Origin of the sequence: Citrobacter sp. Cu231 (assembly GCF_030332265.1) — a bacterium.
In the GTDB taxonomy this organism is placed as follows: Bacteria; Pseudomonadota; Gammaproteobacteria; order Enterobacterales; family Enterobacteriaceae; genus Citrobacter; species Citrobacter meridianamericanus.
Genome location: NZ_JAOWIE010000020.1, coordinates 96,286 through 113,375 on the forward strand (window position 1 = coordinate 96,286; position 17,090 = coordinate 113,375).

At 47.8% G+C, this 17,090-nt stretch carries 12 protein-coding genes; 4 read left to right on the forward strand and 8 right to left on the reverse strand.

The window, feature by feature from the left end:
• Nucleotides 1-17: 17 nt before the first annotated feature.
• The 6 genes from OGY15_RS01205 to dpaL all read right to left on the reverse strand — a co-directional run bounded on the left by OGY15_RS01205 (nucleotide 18) and on the right by dpaL (nucleotide 9,795).
• Nucleotides 18-3,260, reverse strand: a complete 3,243-nt coding sequence (locus tag OGY15_RS01205; protein ID WP_151224218.1) for a response regulator — start codon at nucleotides 3,258-3,260, stop codon at nucleotides 18-20.
• Between the two features lie 4 nt (nucleotides 3,261-3,264).
• A complete protein-coding gene (gene evgA, locus OGY15_RS01210) occupies nucleotides 3,265-3,879 on the reverse strand; it encodes an acid-sensing system DNA-binding response regulator EvgA (protein ID WP_151218143.1) in 615 nt (204 codons plus the stop codon).
• A 460-nt stretch (nucleotides 3,880-4,339) separates the two neighbouring features.
• Complete coding sequence (locus OGY15_RS01215) at nucleotides 4,340-5,626, reverse strand: MFS transporter (protein ID WP_151224219.1); 1,287 nt, start codon at nucleotides 5,624-5,626, stop codon at nucleotides 4,340-4,342.
• 78 nt (nucleotides 5,627-5,704) lie between these two features.
• Complete coding sequence (locus OGY15_RS01220) at nucleotides 5,705-7,297, reverse strand: N-acyl-D-amino-acid deacylase family protein (protein ID WP_151218144.1); 1,593 nt, start codon at nucleotides 7,295-7,297, stop codon at nucleotides 5,705-5,707.
• A 66-nt stretch (nucleotides 7,298-7,363) separates the two neighbouring features.
• Nucleotides 7,364-8,548, reverse strand: coding sequence for a YgeY family selenium metabolism-linked hydrolase (locus OGY15_RS01225; protein WP_187253074.1), 1,185 nt, complete (start codon nucleotides 8,546-8,548; stop codon nucleotides 7,364-7,366).
• A gap of 11 nt (nucleotides 8,549-8,559) precedes the next feature.
• Nucleotides 8,560-9,795, reverse strand: coding sequence for a diaminopropionate ammonia-lyase (gene dpaL / locus OGY15_RS01230; protein ID WP_286537828.1), 1,236 nt, complete (start codon nucleotides 9,793-9,795; stop codon nucleotides 8,560-8,562).
• 380 nt (nucleotides 9,796-10,175) lie between these two features.
• Here dpaL and OGY15_RS01235 point away from each other — a divergent pair, with 380 nt between their 5' ends.
• Nucleotides 10,176-11,924: a sigma-54 interaction domain-containing protein gene (locus OGY15_RS01235; RefSeq protein ID WP_286537707.1), complete on the forward strand. Its 1,749-nt coding sequence runs from the start codon at nucleotides 10,176-10,178 to the stop codon at nucleotides 11,922-11,924.
• Between the two features lie 78 nt (nucleotides 11,925-12,002).
• Here OGY15_RS01235 and OGY15_RS01240 read toward each other — a convergent pair whose 3' ends face one another.
• Nucleotides 12,003-12,494 (reverse strand): anti-virulence regulator CigR family protein, encoded by a 492-nt coding sequence (locus OGY15_RS01240; RefSeq protein WP_151218147.1) that lies wholly within the window; start codon nucleotides 12,492-12,494, stop codon nucleotides 12,003-12,005.
• Nucleotides 12,495-12,753: 259 nt separating this feature from the next.
• Between OGY15_RS01240 and OGY15_RS01245 the strand changes: the two genes are divergently transcribed.
• The 3 genes from OGY15_RS01245 to galE all read left to right on the forward strand — a co-directional run bounded on the left by OGY15_RS01245 (nucleotide 12,754) and on the right by galE (nucleotide 15,635).
• Nucleotides 12,754-13,389 carry a carbonic anhydrase gene (locus tag OGY15_RS01245; RefSeq protein ID WP_003037157.1) on the forward strand — a complete coding sequence of 212 codons (636 nt, stop codon included), beginning with the start codon at nucleotides 12,754-12,756 and terminating at the stop codon, nucleotides 13,387-13,389.
• A 223-nt stretch (nucleotides 13,390-13,612) separates the two neighbouring features.
• Nucleotides 13,613-14,551 (forward strand): glucosamine inositolphosphorylceramide transferase family protein, encoded by a 939-nt coding sequence (locus OGY15_RS01250; RefSeq protein ID WP_151224222.1) that lies wholly within the window; start codon nucleotides 13,613-13,615, stop codon nucleotides 14,549-14,551.
• Between the two features lie 67 nt (nucleotides 14,552-14,618).
• Entirely contained in the window at nucleotides 14,619-15,635 is a 1,017-nt protein-coding gene (gene galE / locus OGY15_RS01255) for a UDP-glucose 4-epimerase GalE (protein ID WP_278238493.1), read from the forward strand.
• Between the two features lie 46 nt (nucleotides 15,636-15,681).
• Here the strand turns inward: galE and OGY15_RS01260 are convergent, their stop codons facing one another.
• Nucleotides 15,682-17,073 carry a DUF4832 domain-containing protein gene (locus OGY15_RS01260; RefSeq protein ID WP_151218150.1) on the reverse strand — a complete coding sequence of 464 codons (1,392 nt, stop codon included), beginning with the start codon at nucleotides 17,071-17,073 and terminating at the stop codon, nucleotides 15,682-15,684.
• Between the last annotated feature and the right edge of the window lie 17 nt (nucleotides 17,074-17,090).

Sequence of the window (17,090 nt, forward strand, 5' to 3'; positions counted from 1 at the left end):
CTACCCGAGCGGGAGGGTTAATGGCTAATCAGACTGTCGATCTCAATCTCAATTTCCCGCATCACAGCAACAATCTTTTGTAATGCTTCCTGACATACCGCCAGAGGAATATCCTCATGTCGCATAGATTCAAAAGGTTTGCATAGCGTCTGAAGCGCGGTAATCCCCAGAATTTGCGCTGAACCATGCAGCCGGTGCAGGGCGCGCAAAAACAGCTGAGGTTCATCTTCCCTAACGGCTTTCTCTGCCGCCTGTAGATCGCTGAGCGTGGCCTCACGAAATGTTTCGAGTATCTCGTTCATTAACGTGCGATCGCCGCCGGTATTTTCCGTCAAGACATTGAATTTCAGATGTCGGATTGCACCAGGAGACGAATAACCGGTTTCGATTTTACTCAATTCATGCGTCAGGGTCTGAATAGACACGGGCTTAAACAGACATAAATTCATTCCGTTTTGCAGACATCGATCGCGAGACTGCGGAAGTGCACTTGCCGTCAGCCCCCAGATTTGTAAATGGGGCTGCTGCTGACGTAGCGAAGCCGCGAGATCAAACCCGTCCTTCTTCGGCATATTCACATCAGTTATCAACAGATCGTATGATTTTTTAGCCAGTTTGGCTTCAGCTTCCTCACCATCACAGGCTTCATCCACACTGTAACCAATGGTGTTCAGCTGTCGCTTAAGCAGCAGGCGATTAGTTGGGTTGTCATCGGCTATCAAAATAGACAGACACGGCAGCGGCAACAGAGTACCTGGCGTGTCGCCATCCGGTACAACCGACTGGCGGGCAGTCTCGACCGGCAGCGTTATGGTAAACGTGGTTCCTTGCGACGGGATACTCATCAGCTCCAGCGTGCCGCCCATCAGCGTCACCAGCTCTTTGCAGATAAATAATCCCAGACCAGACCCCGTTTGCTGACGTCCGCAACACCCTTGAGCGTAACGATGAAACAGCCCAGCCTGCTCCTCTTCGCTAATCCCGCAACCTGTGTCGCTAATGGTGATGATCAGGGTACCGTGATTCTCCTCGTCAGGCGTCAAACGGGCCGTCACATGAATACTCCCCTGTTCGGTAAACTTCAGCGCATTGCCCACGAGGTTGGTAATAATTTGCCGCAAAGCCTGTTGGTCGACAAATACCCGCTCGTTTGCCGGCAATTGGCTCGTGCAAGCAAGCGTTATGCCTTTCTGTCTGGCTAAAGCATCAAAAGAGTGGCACTGCAATGCAAGGAGCTGTGAGAGATCCGTCCATTGAGGAACAACCTGGTATTTACCAGACTCAATCTTATCCACGTCCAGAATCTTACCGATCAGCCCAAGCAAGGACTGAGCCGTCGCCCCGGTAAGGGCAATCGCCTCTTTTCGCTGCGCCGGACTGAGTTCTGAACTCGACAGTAATTCCAGAAAGCCAACAATAGAGCTTACTGGGGTACGCAATTCATGGCTCATGCTCGCAAGAAAACGGCTTTTGGCCTTGGTCGCTTCAATCGCTTTGTTCTTTTCGATCTCCAGCTCTTGAGATAAAGCCTCTTTGAGATGAAGTTGTTCTTCCAATAGCCGCTGAGATTGTTTTCTTTTATTTACCTCACGAGAGAGTGAAATCCCCCAGATCAGGCTAACCGCTATCAGCAAAAGCGCAAACACCACCAGTTGATAGAACTGTTTGCTATATCGACTCCAGATATCGACCTGCGTATTAGAAATTTTCGACCACTTCTCCGTCATCTGCAAAATCTCACGCGGCGGAATGGCCTGGAGCGCTTTATCCATAACAGACTTCAACATGGGCTCGCGGGGAGAAACTGCAAAGCTCACGGAGGCGCCAGGCATATCCGGAAGCCTAAAAAAGTGCATATTTTTCTGGTAGTAATGATCGACCATGTACCTTGCCGACAATTCGGTAGCGATCGCCGCGTCAACCTTACCCTCCCTGAGCATAGACATCGCGACGCTGCCTGTATCAGCATCCACCCAGGCGGCCTGGGGATAGCGTTGTCTCAAATCACTTTCCAATGCATGTCCGGCGGGCAACGCAATACGGATCGGTTTATTCAGTAGCGAGTCGGCTGCTTCCTCGCGGGAAGTGATCATCACAAATGCAACATTCATCAGCGGATCGCTAAAGGTAGAATTTCGCTGATTTTGCGTAGTCAGCGTAATGGTGGGATACATATCCCAGTCTTCACCGCTGATTATTTTCATCTGTTCGCTTTTGGAATCAGCTAAAATAGGTTCAAAATCGAGACCCGTTTGCAGATGAACAATATTCAGCAAATCACCAAGAATACCGCGAAGCTCCCCGCTGCGATCGACCAGAGTATACGGTGGGTAGTCTGGGTTGATCAAAATACGAATAGTGTGTTTTTTCTCCAGCCACGCTTTTTCCTGATGAGTGAAAGGAATAGGCGCATTCAGATAAGCAAGGTTACCGCGGTTCAGCCAGTTCTGCATGACCTGCATATGGATTTCATTACTGATTGACGTAATGAAACTATCAAGAATAGTTCTTAATACCGGCTGGTCTTCCTTTACTACAAAATAATTATATTGTTCTTGCTGATCAAAGTAGTGCGTAATAACCAGTGATTGCGAAAAATATCGTGAGATACAATGACTGCTGGTGATATTGTTACCAATATAATATTGGTTCTCATCATTTACTACCGACGCCATAGCCTGATATTCGTCGTCGTAGAATGAAACTTTAGCCTCAGGAAAAGCATCCTGGATAACATCAAGAAAAGGACAATCTCGCACACACGCGACGCTAACCTGATGCCCGGAGGTCAGCGGCAGCATGGTGTTTTTTAGCGAAGTCACCAACGTCGGCCACGTCGTCAGCAAGGCAGAAGTACGCAATAAATGCCCGCCGATCTCCTGGCGCCTTGAAAGCTGGGTTATCAACGTATCAACGTCGTTACTGGCAAGTGCGGCCAACGCTTCTTTCTCATTATCATACTGCTTTATAACAATTTTTAGATTGAGAATCTTTTGCATCAGCGCCAGATAGTCTGCGTTGACTCCCCGATAATATTCACCGCTATTTTGATAAACAATGGGGGAAACTTCCGGTAACCAGGTGCCAACAACCAAGGTTTTCTTATGCGCTAACCAGTTTGTTTCTTCCTTGTTCAAGCTGATATTCTGTACTGAGGTATTATAGTTACTTTTTAGCTCAACTTGCCGAGCCGAGCTTACACCCGTAGACAACCCGATGGTAAATATGACCATCAAAAAAATAAACAAGCGTGCCAGCATTACTCTATCCTATTTTATTTCTCTGCGCATAATCATAAATTTCCATTAATGATGAGCAATCTAATTTTTCCATTAAACGACTTTTATAGGTGCTTACTGTTTTATTACTGATGTTCATTTTGCTGGCAATAGTGCTGTAATCCATACCGTTAAGAATATAGCGCAACACTCTCATTTCCTGGGTTGACAACGTATCAAGCTTATCCTGCTCGCTAACAGATGAACCAGTGAAATGCTCAAGGGAAAAGGGGAAATAGCTATAGCCATTTTTTGCTGCTTCGATTGCGGCGAGAATATTATTCATACCTTCTTTTTTACTCACAAATCCGTTAGCGCCATATTCGGCGCTACGTTTGCCGTAAAAAAATTCATTTTTGGCTGAAATGATAATGATTACACCAGCATAGTGTCGCTTTCGCAGTTGCTCCAGTACTTCGATGCCGCTGATCCCCGGAATATCCACATCAATAATCAGCAGTTCAGGCTTCATTTTTTCAACGGTTTGAACCACTTGCTCCCCGCTGTCAAGCTCGGTGGTTACGGTAATACCATTAGTGTCGAGCAAATTGCGGATGGCTATGCGAGCTAATGGGTGATCGTCAACGATTATCGCGTTCATTGCGTGTAAGAATCCCGATAAATAAAGAGAGGCGATGGCTATAGAGCAGGTGTGCCTTCAACGTTATGATTTATGAAAATAAGGCTTTTTCAGGTAAATCCTAACATAATTACTCGTCTGTTTTATTCATTTTTTTATAAAAACGAAGATCAAGGCATAAACGCAACACTGTAATTTACAAATTTTAAACCTTGAACCTATCTAAATATCAAACTATTAACACAATATAAAGGAATATTCTTACACGTGTAGGACAAATCGCTCATTTATTATAATTTATTCTTAATGACCAGGAACATATAGTCGGAATATTGTTCATCAGAACTGCGGGGGCGTATATGAAAAATAGCTATCTAAAAATCAATTTTATACCCGACCAAATATAGAGAAAACCTGCTGAATTTAGAGAGAAACTCCCTGCGGCTCTGAAACAGCAGTGCCACAGGGAGGCCGCTATTAATCAGGCTTTACTGGGCAATGCCCCTATTGCATGCGAGCTTTTCACGGTCAGCGTAACGACGGCAGAACACAACAGCGCGGCAATCATAAAGATAAAAGCACTGTTATAACTTCCGCCGCCGCTTTGAATCAGCCAGCCGATGATCGGAGCAGAAACAACGCCCGCCATCTGCCCACCAAAGTTAACGATACCGGATGCCCGTCCCATAATGTTGCTGGGAATGGTATCCATCAGAATGCCCCAGAATGTCGCCATGGCGAAGAACATGAACAGGGCTGAAATACACTGATACACCACTGCCATATCTGCACTGCTCACGCTGAAAGTCAGATACAGGAAACCCGCAGCAATAACCGAGGTCACGACATACAACGTTTTACGCTGGGGTTTAAATTTATCTGAGCAATAGCCGCCCAATAATGTTCCACCTGCGCCAAACAGGAAAGGAATAGCCGCCATAACACCGGTTTTTGCCAGAGAAAACTCACGAACGGTGATCAGGTAGCTAGGCAGCCAGGTTGAAAACCCCCAGAAGGTGATATCAAACAAAAACCAAATAATTGCCATTTGCCAGAGCACCGGCATTTTCAACACATCTTTAAACGCGATACCGCTGGTGTTTTGTAGGCTCCCCTGTTCGTCAGCAGCCAGCTCCGCTAGATCCTGCTGCGTAATGGCAGGGTGATCTTTCGGGTTATCACGAGTAAATAAGTAGATGCCCGCCGCAATAAACAGACCCGGAATACCCAGCACGATAAAGACCATGTGCCAGCCAAAAGCCCCGATTATACTTGCCGCTACAACTACTGCCAGCGCTGGGCCTAAGGTGTTTACCGTCGACTGAATCGCTGTGGCGCGGCCACGCTCTTTCGACGGGAAATAGGTCGATATCATCTTCCACGACGCCGATGGGAAGCAACCTTCACCAACACCAAAGAAGAAGCGAACGGCCAGCATCAATGGCAGCGTCAATACGGCGCCGGTCAAGCTGGTGAAAACAGACCACCAGGCAATACCGATGGCCATGATTTTGCGCGAGCCAAACTTATCCGCCAGCAAACCGCCGGGAATTTGAAACGCAGCATAACCAATAAAAAAGGCGCTAATAATTAACCCTTGTTGGGTCGTATCCAGATTTAAATCTTTGCCGATATAAGGGAGCGAGACGCTCATCACCATTCTGTCGAGAAAAGAGAGCAGCCACGCCAGCCAGATCAATGTCAGGACGGTATATCTTGCTTTCCAGGTCTTTGGTTTACCTGAAGGTAAAGATGTTTGTAGGTTCATTGTGATGTCCTTAGGGTGTAGTGATCTACCGCGGCCATAAATGGTCGCGATAAATCAATGCGTGTTTAGCGTTATTTATTAATATTGTTTTCTAATAACCGTACCGCTACAGGCATAACTTTCAGTGCCATTGATTAAGGCTATGCGTCCATTAACCATGACAATTTCAATCCCTTCCGGATATTGATTAGGTTCAACAAAGGTACCCTTATCAGCAATGGTGTTCGGATCGAACATCACAATATCCGCCGCGTACCCCACCTTCAGCAGTCCGCGATCCTGCAGGCCTAATACCTCCGCAGGTTTACCCGTCATCTTACGGATTGCCGCCTCCCAGCTCAGACATCCCTCTTCACGCACATATTTACCGAGCACGCGAGGGAATGCGCCAAAAACGCGCGGGTGCGGTTTGCCAGCACCCATTAAACCGTCGGTACAAACGTTTTGCTCCGGGCGGCAAAGGAACTTAATCACATGTTCTTCAGTACCGTAAAAGTCGACCATCCCCACGGCGTTTTCTTCTTCAAACAGCAGATCGAAGGTGGCGTTGTAGGGATCTTTTCCGCGTAGCTCCCCCAGTTGCACAAGGTTCAGACCGACGGCATCCTGGTTTTTTGCCGTTTTCACGCTGGTGACAAAAATCTGATCCAACCCGGCAAAATCGATAAAGTTATCCCAGCCGGGAATGCCTTGCTGAATATCGTCAATCATTTTGGCGCGCAGTTCAGGCGAGGCCAGGCGCTCAAGCAATTTATCCGTTCCACCCGAATGGACCCACGGCGGTAGGATCACGCCGAGCATCGTGCTGCCCGCCACGTAGGGATACTGGTCGAAAGAGATACGAATCCCGGCTTCCTGCGCCTGTTCCAGCATGCCCAGCATCTGGTCAATCAGCCCCCAGTTTTTCTTACCGCAAACCTTCATATGAGAAATATGCAGCCAGACGCCAGTAGCTGTGGCGATATCAATCAGCTCCTGTGTGGAGTTGATAATATCGTCCGCTTCACTGCGCTGATGCACCACAAAGATCCCGTCATATTTCGCCGTCACTTTGCATAGTTCAATCATTTCGGCGGTATCACCAAAGGCGCAAGGCATATAGATAAGCCCAGTTGAAAGACCAAATGCTCCGGCTTTTAATTCCCGTTCCAGGACTTCGCACATCTTCGCCACATCTTCACGGGTGGAAGGACGACCATCCAGACCCATGGCTTCCATACGCACGTTGCCATGTGGCACTAAATACGCAAGGTTTGTCGCCGGATGACGCGATGCCAGCAGATTGAGGTAACCGTCAGTATTTTTATATTTCCAGTCTATTTTGTCAGTATCGCCATCCAGGCCAGCGATATTTTTACGCCAGGCCGGAATGTATTCTTCAGGCAACGGTGCCAAAGCAACACCATCCTGCCCTAATAACTCGGTGGTAATACCCTGGCGAATTTTTGCCGACAGTGCGGGGTTAATAATGGCCGAAAGGTCAGAGTGCGTATGAGTATCAATAAAACCGGGACAAATAATTTTACCTGTTGCATCAATAACCTGATCATTAACGCCAACATCAATTTTGCCGATTGCGACAATACGTCCTTCATCAACCATCACATCGGCAATTCTGCCGTCGCAGCCCGTCCCATCGATTACATTTCCGTTTTTGAAAATGGTTTTCATCGTTATTCTCCATAGCGATGTCGATTTACGACACCGCTTGTAAGGTAAGAGGTGGTTTCTTTATTGTTATTGGCGATAGAGTGTCTGGATGATGCTGTAATAGCCGCTGGCCGAGCCGGTTAACTGCTCGATCTCAATATACTCATCAATGGTGTGGGCCAGATTTTCCCGCGAAGGACCAAAACCGATGGTTCTGATTCCCGCTTCTCCCGCATAGTGGCTGCCGTTGGTACAAAATGAGTACTGCGTGATAGTTGGATTAAACCCGGCCTCGCGAATGCCAGCCAGAGCGGCCTGCACGAATTCGTCGGACTCGTCATACACCCAACCCGGGAAGAAGCGCTCGCCCTCAATCGTGGCACCGGTATAGCAAGACTCCTGACCCACCGCGTAGGAAACACAGGCTTTAAACTGTGGATCCTGTGCGGTAAGTTCCGCGAGCGCATTTTCCAGTGGGGCAATAACGCTTTCTTTGGTTTCACCCACCAGCAAACGACGATCGTAGGTTGCGCGACAGTAATCTGGCACGACCGAAGCTCCTGGGTACGGCGAAGATTTAATGTCGGTAAGTTCAAGGATGCCTGGCCCCAGAATTGGGTGCGTTGGCGGTGTAATTGTGCGAATTTTGTCGATCAATTGCGCCATTTTGTACACCGCGTTAATTCCTGCCTGCGGGTTGGCGGAGTGCGCAGGTTTACCGAACGTTTCGACCACAATTTCAGCGCGGCCACGCTGACCAATTTTCAGGTTTAACTCGGAAGCTTCACCGATAATCACGTAATCCGGCTTATAGCGCTCGCTGACCAGCCGAGCGGCAATGCCTTCAAAGCACTCTTCATGCACAATACAGGCAACGTAGATTTTGCCGGCGAAATTACGTTGATTGTCCTGACCAAAAAAACCCACGGCGGAGATCATCGCCGCCACGGCACCTTTCATGTCAGTTGTGCCGCGACCATAAATTTTGCCATCTTCGATATCGCCGCCGTATGGATTGCGGCTCCACTTCTCTTCGTTGACCGGTACGGTATCAATATGTCCATCGAGAACCAGCGTTTTCCCCGGCTGATTACCGACAATACCACCAACTATGTTGCCGTACTTATCAACATGGATGTCATCAAACTGGTAATGCTGCATCATTATTTTTATGGCATTAACCACATCCCCTTCCTGACCCGAATAACTTTTTTGTTGGATTAGCGCCTGACAGTTTCTAATGACTTCATCAATACGGTTTGCAGATAACATGGGTTTCTCCGTTATTTCTCACAATCAGGAAACGAGTTGTTGATGCCCGGGTACTGACCGCCCCAGACAATATTCAGGTATTGTTGCGGGTCGGTATCTCCCTCGGTGCTGATCAGCAACACCCGGGAATGCACATCCAGCCCCAATTGTTCACGCGTATGCGCCAGTTCAGGCGATGTCATCAGCAGCGCCAGCAGGCCGGTAGTGACCGCACCTGACTCGCCAGATACGATCTGCGGATCGCCCGCCAGCGGATTACCCAGCATGCGCATACCCAGCGCCGCAACTTCATCAGGGCAGGAGGCAAATGCGTTGGCATAATCACGCAGCAGTTTCCAGCCGATACTATTTGCCTCACCGCAGGCGAGACCAGCCATCACGGTGAGTAAATCACCGCCCACCGCGATCGCACCCCCCTCTTTAGAACGTGCGGAGCGGTAAAGACAATCGGCAATCAATGCCTCGGCGACAATCACTTTTGGACGATTTTCCCCCCAGGCTGCCGTCACCATTCCCTGAACCATTCCAGCAAACGAACCAACGCCTGCCTGAACAAAAATATGCGTCGGTGCAACCTGATGCAGTTGGTCTATCGCTTCCAGCATTAGCGTGCCGTAACCCTGCATAATCCACTGCGGGATTTTTTCATATCCTTCCCAGGCAGTATCCTGCACCACAATCCAGCCATGTTTTTGTGCCTGTTCCGCGGTCATACGCACCGCATCGTCATAGTTCATATCGACGATTTCAGCGGTAGCGCCTTCATTACGGATGGACGTCAGACGCTGCTGCGAAGAGCCTTTAGGCATGTAAACCACCGCTTTTTGCTTCAGTTGACGCGCCATCCATGCCACGCCGCGACCGTGGTTACCATCAGTGGTGGTGGCAAACGTAACGGTTTGTAGATCGCGGCGCACCTCTTCGCTGGTCATCACGTCAAACGGCAGGTCACTGATATCCTTGCCGACTAATTCAGCGATATGGCAAGCCATCGCATAGGACCCGCCCAACGCTTTGAAGGCTTTCAGGCCAAAACGTTGAGACTCATCCTTGAGATAGATATTTTTAACACCCAGCCTTTGTGCAAGAGCCGGCAGCGCATATAACGGCGTCGGCGCATAGCCCGGAATAGACCGATGAAAATTCAACGCTTTTACCAGTTCCTGGCGACTAAACGGTGCCAGCGGCGCGCTCGGATGTTCGGTAAACGGTGTCTGGTTGATAAAAAATGATAAGTTTTCCTGCATCATAAAACCTCATTGTCCTGGTATTTCATTCCCTGTAGTTAAGGTAATACAGAGATATTTACGCTATCGGTATTCCCAATAGAGCAAAATGCTTACCAGTTTTTTACGCCTTGAGTAAAATCTTAGAAATATTTTAATAAAGACTTTATTTTCAAGTAATTAAAGCAACACCATGATTGATACTAAAAATACTACAGCGTCAGTTTATCGCCTGAATTTGAGAAATTCTCACTGTTGATAAATAGTGTGATCGAGGAAGATAAAACAGAAAAAACATAATAAAACAAAGCAGTAGATTGATTTTTCGCAAATCATTTCCGTAGTGGTTCGCCTATTTATCATTTTCTTTGAGAAATACGACACACTGCCGGAGAAGTACCATGATTTCAGTACTCAGCAATATTCAGGATGATATATGCAATTATGCCGACGCGATTTCTGGCATAACCGGTACGGACGTTGAAATCATCGATGAATCTTTAATGCGCATCGCTGGTACCGGTAAATACCGGCATATGCTCAATGAGAACGTGGCAAAAAATGGCTACATCTACCGCCACGTTTTGCAGGTCAGAGAAACGGTTCTTATCAAAAACCCCGGCGAACATCCGCTTTGTCAGTTATGTGAAAAACACCGCTACTGTTCTGAAATGCTCGATTTGAACGCACCTATTTTTCTCAACAACCGCGTGATTGGAGTAATCGGCATTATTTGCTCAACCCAGACGCAGCGTGACACGTTATTGAGCCAGATTGATAAATTTGTCACTTTTATTGAGCAAATCGCGGTGATGATCTCCAGTAAGGTATTTGATTGTCTGGAGCGTTTACGTGCGCAGGAAACGCTCGGCGCATTTCGACGTCTGATAGATGCCATGGACCGCGGCGTTGTAGCAATTGATGGCAATGGTCTTATCTGGCATGCCAATCACTCAGCCGATCGTATTCTTAACCGCGAGGTTCAGGGATTACCGCTGACTATTGAAATAACCGGGGACAGCTTGTATGGCGATGAAGAAGCGTGGCTGACGCTTGAAGGCCAGAAACACCATGTACTGTGCAAACAAATTTCGCTCTCCTCGCTGGATAACGATCGCTTAACTATGGTCATCTTTCGTGATGCATACGACTACCTGAGTACCCTTACCCCATCCCCTTATGAATCAGACGCGCAGGTGCGGCTGATTGGTCACTCTTCTTCAATGGAACAGCTCAGAAGCACCATTGGCAAAATTGCCAAAAGCTATGCCAGCGTGCTCATCACCGGGGAAAGCGGCTCGGGTAAAGAGGTCGTGGCATTTGCCATTCACCAAAACAGCCCACGCAAAGCCGCCCCTTTCGTGACAATTAACTGCGCGGCAATCCCCGAGCAACTCCTGGAAAGCGAACTGTTTGGCTACGTGCGTGGTGCATTTAGCGGTGCAGACCCCAAAGGACGAATGGGGAAATTTGAACTGGCCAACGGCGGCAGTCTGTTTCTGGATGAGATCGGTGATATGCCATTGCACCTGCAGGCCAAGCTGCTCAGGGTTTTGCAGGAAAAGGCAATTACCCGCGTTGGTTCTAATAACACCATTAATATTGATGTGCGCATTATTGCAGCGACTAACAAAAATATTAGTGCGATGGTGGAGAATAATCAGTTTCGCGAAGACTTATTCTATCGTCTGAATGTTGTCCCTCTGGTACTTCCTTCCCTGCGCGAACGTCGGGCTGATATCGCTGTTCTCGCACAATATTTTGCCGATGAATTTTCGGTCAGTTACCAGCGTTCACCGCAGAAGCTGCCCGACGACGTTATTAACCGCCTTTATGCCTGGCACTGGCCGGGTAACATTCGTGAATTACGCAATGTCATCGAATACATTTTTGTGATGCGCGGAGAAGCTGCCGGTATCAATGCCAGCCATCTGCCCCCTTATTTACTCACCTCGGCTGACGGCAGAAAAACAACGATGACCGAGCCCCCCCGACTTTTGGCGAACCAAGGGAAACAAGCGAAAAGGGACGCCATCGAAAATGCCATCCAGCGATTTGGAGCAAGTGTGGAGGGCAAAAAACAGGCCGCGTCAGAACTGGGGATCAGTATTGCCACACTCTATCGAAAAATAAAACTGTACGGACTGTAAGCTTTCCTTATTAACTGAGAAGCCCGCACAACGCGGGCTTCTCATCGGTATAACAGAGCAAATTAAGCCCGAAAATACTTAATCAAACACACCATTAATTACCGCGGTGACAATCGCCGTACTCAGTGCAATCAACACCAGATTGTCGCCCACAACCTGCCATTCATAACCTGGATAATACGGCAATTGGTTCAGCATAGAGGATGGAACACTTTTCTTAGCGATCCCCGGAGGAAGCGGCTTTCCTCGCGCCAGATTTTTGGCGATACCCGGAGGCAGTGACTTATAGCCCGTCAAACCATATCTGACGGCATACTGTCTGGCCACGTTATAGCTGATGTCACTATCAACATGGTCCGGCTTACCATAATTTTTACGTTGTTCTGCTTGCGAATTGCTTTTCTGGCTATTGCCCTTATTCCCGCTATTACCATGATTGCTACTATTTCCATGGTTGCCACTATTACCATTGCCGTTGCCATTACCGGGGTTGGCCAATACTGGGGTGGCGCACATCGTCATCGCGGCAACGGCGACTAAAGCTGTTGCTAAAGCACGAAGTCTGGACATGATGATTCCTTAAAATGTGGATACATATAAAAATGTACGGTATCGCGTGAATACTGGCTATCGCTATAACTCCGATTTATTGGCAAAAAAGGGGAAAGCACGTAGCGCACATCACGCTATTCGCCTCGCCGCGGTGGAGAAAAGTTAGCCAAAGATGTTGCAGAACTGCTATAAAGTCTTTCTCTTCTGTCGGCTGGTGTTAAACTGGAAAGTGTGATCTTCATCATAACCTGCTTAAACAGAGAAAAGAGACACTGCTATGCAACATATCATTGAGGGCTTCCTCAACTTCCAAAAAGAGATTTTCCCTCAACGCAAGGAACTCTTTCGCAGCCTGGCATCCAGCCAAAATCCTAAAGCGCTTTTCATCTCCTGTTCCGATAGCCGCCTGGTGCCAGAACTCGTTACTCAGCAAGACCCCGGACAGCTTTTCGTTATCCGCAACGCCGGTAATATCGTCCCCTCTTTCGGCCCGGAACCGGGTGGCGTATCCGCGACTATTGAATACGCGGTTGTGGCACTTGGCGTGACGGATATCGTCATCTGCGGACACTCCAACTGCGGCGCAATGAAAGCCATCGCCGATAGCCAGCCTCTGGATCCGATGCCTGCTGTGGCTCACTGGCTGCACTATGCCGATGCCGCGAAAGCCGTGGTCGAGAAAAAAACCTGGGCTAACCCAATCGATAAAGTTAACGCCATGGTGGAAGAGAACGTTATCGCGCAGCTCAACAACATTAAAACGCATCCTTGTGTCGCGGTTGGACTGCGAAATAATGCGCTTCGTCTGCACGGCTGGGTATATGACATCGAAAGCGGTGAAATCCGTACCCTGGATAAAAACAGCAAAACCTACGTTTCCCTTGCTGAAAACCCGCAGGTGCATTTCGAGTAATTCTTCCACTGGAGCAAGGATGCTCTGGATAGTTTTTACCTACTTTGGTGCTATGGACAAAAAACATCCTTGTTACTAACATTAAAATAACCGCAGGTGTTACCACGCGGTTTTCGCACATTCATACAACATTGCGACATTGCGACATTGCGACAAGTCTCATGAGCTGCCCCGCAAGTAGCTGTTCATACATGGTGCAAGCGATAAAAAGGAGCAGGTACGAATGCAAGCGAAAATAAAAAGAATAATAAACATGTTATTCTATCATGAGTCGTGGGATATCATGATTATTAAGGATCATGGTATACACTTATTTCCTGATAACACGCTGGAAATATTGAATAAATCTACTGCGCAGCAGTTAAAAAAGAAATATACGTTTCAGGCCGATCCTTTTCTTATTGAAAAAGACGACAAACTGTATGTTTTTTATGAAGCTTTTAGCTTCCGCAACTCGAAAGGCACGCTCCGCTGCCGCATTCTTGATCGTGAACTAACTGAAATTGATGATGTGAAACTTGAAGGATTTGACGACCTGAGGTGTCATTTGTCATTCCCTTTCCTGATTAATATTAACAATCAACTCTTCATGATCCCAGAATCATCAGAAAGAAAAGAAGTGCTCCTGTTCCAGTCGGTAGAGTTTCCTGCGCGCTGGAAGAAAATTAAAGTTCTACTCTCTGATACCGAAGTCACAGATAACATTTTTCTTTCAATAAATGAAACTTGCTATCTTTTGTCGACCACCATGGATAATAAAATAATTATTCATTCCGCAGAGCATCTTCACGGTCAGTGGCAGCGGATCACCCCTACATTAAAGGTGAGTAATCATCATCATCGAGGAGCTGGTACCCCTTATCTTGTCGATAATAAAATGTACTTCCTCACCCAGGAATGCACGCCCGAAACTTATGGAAAATCTATCTATATCAAAGAACTAGTTACACTTAACGATATTAACTTTGATGAGAATCTGATCGAACAAATCAATTCATCGATCAACCACAGTGACGGTGTTCATACGCTGAATTTCTCAAATAATTTCATTGCTTATGATACAAAAATCAATAAGTTCAGTCTGTTGGCTATCTTAAAAAAACTATCATATAAATTTATGGTAAAATACAGAAACATCTACCTTTCCCGGCAACACAACTGATTCACTGGATTCTCAGGTGACATTGGTAGAAAATTGTTCGGGTTTCTAGCATTTTTCTGGAGTCTGTATGGCAATTCTTGTCACAGGTGGTGCAGGTTATATTGGTTCACATACTGTTTTATCACTACTGGAAAGAGGCGATGATGTCGTTGTCATCGATAATCTGGCAAATGCGAGTCGGATATCGCTGGACAGGGTCGCGGAACTTACCGGAAAGGAACCCATTGTCTATATCGCCGATGTTCTCGACAGACAGGCCTTAAAAAACATTTTTACCAACCATCACATCACCGATGTCATTCATTTTGCAGGGCTCAAATCGGTTTCCGAGTCGATAAAAGAACCTCTTGCCTACTATGAAAACAACGTCACAGGAACGCTGGTTTTACTGGATGAGATGCTGGCCGCAGGCGTTAACCGATTCATTTTTAGCTCATCAGCTACGGTATACGGTAATCCGGAAAGCGTGCCGTTGAGCGAGCAATCACGCACGGGCGGTACCACCAATCCCTACGGCACCTCTAAATTAATGGTCGAACAGATTCTGGCCGATTTCTCGCGTGCGCAACCTGATTTCCGCATTACCTGCCTGCGCTATTTCAACCCAGTCGGCGCTCATCCATCGGGTCGCATTGGTGAAGATCCTAACGGTATCCCAAACAACCTGGTGCCATACATCTCCCAGGTCGCGATTGGTAAGCTAAAAACCGTATCGGTGTATGGTAATGACTATCCAACCCCTGACGGAACCGGCGTGCGTGATTATATCCACGTCATGGATCTGGCGGCTGGTCATTTAGCCGCGCTTGATTGCCAGAACAAAGGCGCTGCCTACAAGGTGATTAATCTCGGTACCGGGGTCGGTTATTCCGTGATTGATCTGATTAAGGCGTTTGAGAAAGCGGCCCAGACCAAAATTCATTATCAGTTTGTCGCCAGAAGACCCGGAGACATTGCCGAATGTTGGTCTGACCCGTCACTGGCATACAAAGAGCTCGGTTGGAAGGCGGTCTACAACCTTGATGAAATGATGCGTGACACCTGGAACTGGCAAAAAAATAACCCGAATGGTTATAACATCTGATATGCCCTGTAACGAGCCTGACGGTCAGGCTCGTTGTCGTAACGGGCTAGCGTGCAGTAATCGTTGATACGCGATACCAGCCGCTGCTCTGCTTCCCTTCGTTAGCAAAGTTAATTCGTGCCGCGCCGGATTTATCCAGTATCGCGACCTCAATCGCGTATTGACCTTTCGCGAGTTGTCCCGGGATGGGCAACGCATAGCTGACCTGATACTTTCCAGGCAACCAGTGCCGTATATCATCCGCCGCATTACCCTGCGCAACGACCTTATTAGCGCTATCCACCACACGAAATGCCAACGTGTAGGGCAGATAAATCGGTGCGTTACCCTCGTTATACCAGATACTGTTTAATACCAGCGTTGGTCCACCGTCCCACACTGATTCATGACTCAGAGACGCTAAGCGATACCGATAGCCCAGTTTGGTCAGCGCATCGTCGACAATCGGTCGATAATCGCTTGGGATCGTTCTCGATTTCAGGTTGATGGTGCTGGCGTGCTGCTTGACCGCCCAGTCAAAAATACCCTGCACTTCGGCACGCGTATAATGAAAAGTATTCTTCCAGTCTTGCATATATGAACAGATTTCCAGACTGACCGGCGCACGTTTCCAGGCATCGTTAAACCCTGCATAACTCTGCTGTGCTGCCAGTAATCGCTGCGGGTAATCATCGGCCATATGGTTCCAGTTTTCTGAAAATACGCGCAGATCACCCCAGCAGTCCGCGCGCCATCCCGCCCCTCGCGCCACCGCATTCGCCAGGCTTTGTCCACCGCTCATCAACATAATTTTCGGGGTCGAGGGGAAGGCGGAAAAATGCATTGCAACATAGCGGTCCAACTGCGCCGTGGTGTATCGCTCCAATAGTGGCTGCAGATTAGGGAAATTGCTGTTATGCCACTCTCCCCAAGCCCCCACCATGCCGATATCGACAAAAGCGAGATTCTCATTACCGTCGTAGCGTTTTCCGAATGCGTTCAGCAGACGCTGGCTGTATTCAATAAACAGAGGGTCATCTAAATCCGGAATAAATGTTTTATTATCGGGTGTCCACGTACCTTTCACGCCTTTTTTAATTAGCCAGTCGGGAATTTTTGAACCGTCCCCTGGGTCGGCTAGCGCCATAAACCGTAACCCGACGTTCATCGCAGGACGATGTGCCGCCGCGTATTTGAAGGCAGCATCCACCAGCGCAAAATTATACTGACCTTCAACAGGTTCCAGTTCTTGCCAGTAAAACCGGTCGTATTCAAACCCGGTATTGGGGTAATCAGCCAGACCCAGCGTTTCACCGTATCCCTGATGAAAACTTGCCACGCCGATCCCCGGATTGGTCAGCGGGCCAGTTAATGCTTTGGGGGTTACGGTCGTTAATGCGGAGATGACCGTTAACGGAAAGGACATTAACAACAGCGCAGAAACCCATTTACACTTCATCGCAGTAATGCCTCCAC